Here is a 2,715-nt window from a genome sequence, read left to right as displayed (position 1 = left end):
TCGATTTCCACATCTTGACCGGCGACTTCAATATCCCAGAACCAGACCCCTCTATCACTCAAAGTGAAAATGACTTCATACGTTACACCTTCGAAGGAGCCGCTCCACTTCACCTGAGACTTTGCCCATTCTACCGAGCTTTCTGACTTTACACCGATCATCGGAACAAACTTAATCCCGTCGTTCCCATGGATTCGCAAAAATACGTTATTCAATGAACCGTCAATCGGGTTGCTCATCAGCCCATTTACCAAGATGTCTTTATGTGTAACAGCAAACAGGTCGCCGCCGGGTAAAAAAGTAAACTTCAGTTCTCCTGATGTCAGTACAACATTTGCATTCATATGCTTTCCCCTCGCTTCTCTATTCTACTAGTGTGAATGATTTCTCCATGACTTCTTGGCTGTGTCCGCCAACATACGCAATGAAAGTTCCCGGATCGCTCGAAAGCGTAAGGTCGGAATGGTAATAGCGCAACTGTTCCTCTGTAAGGGAGAACGTCACTTCCTTCGTCTCACCCGGCGCTAAGCTGATTTTGACAAAATCCTTTAGTTCTTTCAGCGGACGGACCACTTCCCCGCTCACGTCACGCACGTACAACTGCACGACTTCATCCCCCGAAACTTCTCCGCTGTTTGTCACTGTGACAGATATCTCCAGTGATTCATCACGGGTGATTGTTTTATTAGAAAGCTTCATGCTGCTATAAGTAAATTCTGTATAACTCAAACCGAATCCGAACGGGAACAGCGGACAGTTCGGGATATCCAGATATTGTGATACATAGCGTTCCTGTGCATCCGGTGCCCCTTTTGGCCTTCCGGTATTGAAATGATTATAATAAACCGGAATCTGACCTGCACTGTAAGGGAATGACATCGTTAGACGGCCGGATGGATTGCTGTCTCCGTATAATAAGTCAGCCACAGCTGCCCCGCCTTCCGTTCCCGGATACCAGGCCTCGAGTACGGCATCTGTTTGATCGTATACGCCGTGCAGATCAAGCGGCCGTCCATTGAATAAGACGGCTGCTGTCGGCTTGCCGAGTTTTTTGATGCGCTGAATCAGCTCTAATTGTGCAGGCAGAAGTTTGATATCTGCGCGGCAGCCTGCTTCACCGCTCATGTCTGAATCCTCACCCAGTGCAAGGACGATCACATCTGCATCTTTTGCCGCTCCGATCGCTTCTTGTATTTGTTCCTCAGTAATCGCTTCAATATCACTGCCTTTTGAAACGATCAGCTGCGAAGGATCGATTTTTTGTAAGATTCCTTCCTTTAATGTCACGGCATCTTCCTTTGAACCAAGCCATGACCACGGACCGAGAATGTCCCCGCTTTCTGCAAAAGGGCCGATCAGCGCAACTTTTTGATCTTTCTTTAGAGGTAAAATACCTTCATTTTTCAACAACACTGCTGATTTAGCAGCAAGTTCCTTTGCTGCTTCGCGATGGGCAGCACTCATAACGATCTCTTTTTCAAGCTCCTCATCAGCTCCGCGAAATGGATTTTCGAATAGACCCAGCTTCTCTTTCAGGGTCAGAATCCGCAGGACCGCCTCATCAATCAGAGATTCTTCAAGCGAGCCTTCTTCCACCAATGCCTTTAGGTATTTGACATAGGTGGCGGTCATCATTTCAATGTCCACACCAGCCGTAAGAGCTTTCAAAGCAGCTTCTTTCTCATCCTCTGCAATACCGTGAGGAATCATTTCCTTCACCGCACCCCAATCTGAGATCAGTACCCCGTCAAATCCCATTTCTTTGCGGAGGATCGAACGCATCAACATCTTATTTCCGGTAGCGGGGATGCCGAACACTGTATTAAAAGCGGTCATCACCATCTCGCAGCCTTCATCCAGTGCCGCTTGATAAGCAGGCAGATAATTTTCACGAAGTTCCCTTTCAGACACATCGACCGTGTTATAATCCCTGCCTCCTTCCGGTGCTCCGTAAGCTGCGAAGTGCTTCACGCAGGCAGCGACGCGGTCCACTTCATTGGTGAGGTCGTTTCCTTGGAACCCCCGGACAAAGGCCCTCGCAAACTCACTATTTAAATGGGGATCTTCCCCTGTCGACTCCATCACTCTTCCCCAGCGGGGATCCCTGACCAGATCGACCATCGGTGCAAACGTGACATGCACACCGGATACCGATGCTTCTTTTGCCGCAATCTCCGCACTTTTCTCTGCCAGTCCCAGGTCCCATGAGCAGCCGATTGCAAGAGGAACAGGAAAGATTGTCTTATAACCGTGTACAATATCAGACATAACCAATAGCGGGATGTTAAGCCTGTTTTCTTCCATATGTGTCCTTTGGATGTTCTTCACTTCTTTCGCTCCGGATGCACCGAGGACCGATCCGGTGTTTCGTATCATTTCATCGGTGACGCCCATATCGGCCATCGGACCCGTGATCTGTCCCCCATCACTCGCTCCTTTAAAAAAAGGAGTGGCGAACTGAGTCAGCTGCGCAATTTTTTCATCGAGTGTCATTTCATTTACTAAAGAAGCAAGCTTGATTTCATTCATACAGCAACCTCCAAAAAATAGGATTTTTTGATGTGGATTATTTTATAGGTGAAACGTTTCAATTAACAGTTGAGTCGAATTATAAGGCTAATACAACTTATAGTCAATACAGATATCCAATCTGAAAAAATTCCATAAACCTATATTCATAAGTGTTTTACAGGTATAAACTTTTTTATCCGGGTC

1 protein-coding gene and 1 pseudogene are annotated in these 2,715 nt (G+C 47.0%); both read right to left on the bottom strand.

Annotated elements, in window-relative coordinates; genetic code table 11:
• A pseudogene (locus HP456_RS22460) lies at nucleotides 1-344 on the bottom strand (GH36-type glycosyl hydrolase domain-containing protein); the annotation flags it as partial.
• Nucleotides 345-363: 19 nt separating this feature from the next.
• On the bottom strand, nucleotides 364-2,529 hold the full coding sequence (locus tag HP456_RS22455) for a glycoside hydrolase family 3 N-terminal domain-containing protein (RefSeq protein WP_172255229.1): 2,166 nt from the start codon (nucleotides 2,527-2,529) through the stop codon (nucleotides 364-366).
• Nucleotides 2,530-2,715 lie beyond the last annotated feature (186 nt).

The organism is Bacillus haikouensis (genome assembly GCF_013179555.1).
Taxonomy (GTDB): Bacteria; Bacillota; Bacilli; order Bacillales; family Bacillaceae_B; genus Rossellomorea; species Rossellomorea haikouensis_A.
Note: the sequence above shows the minus strand (reverse complement) of the source record. Positions and strands in the feature narration are given on the sequence as shown.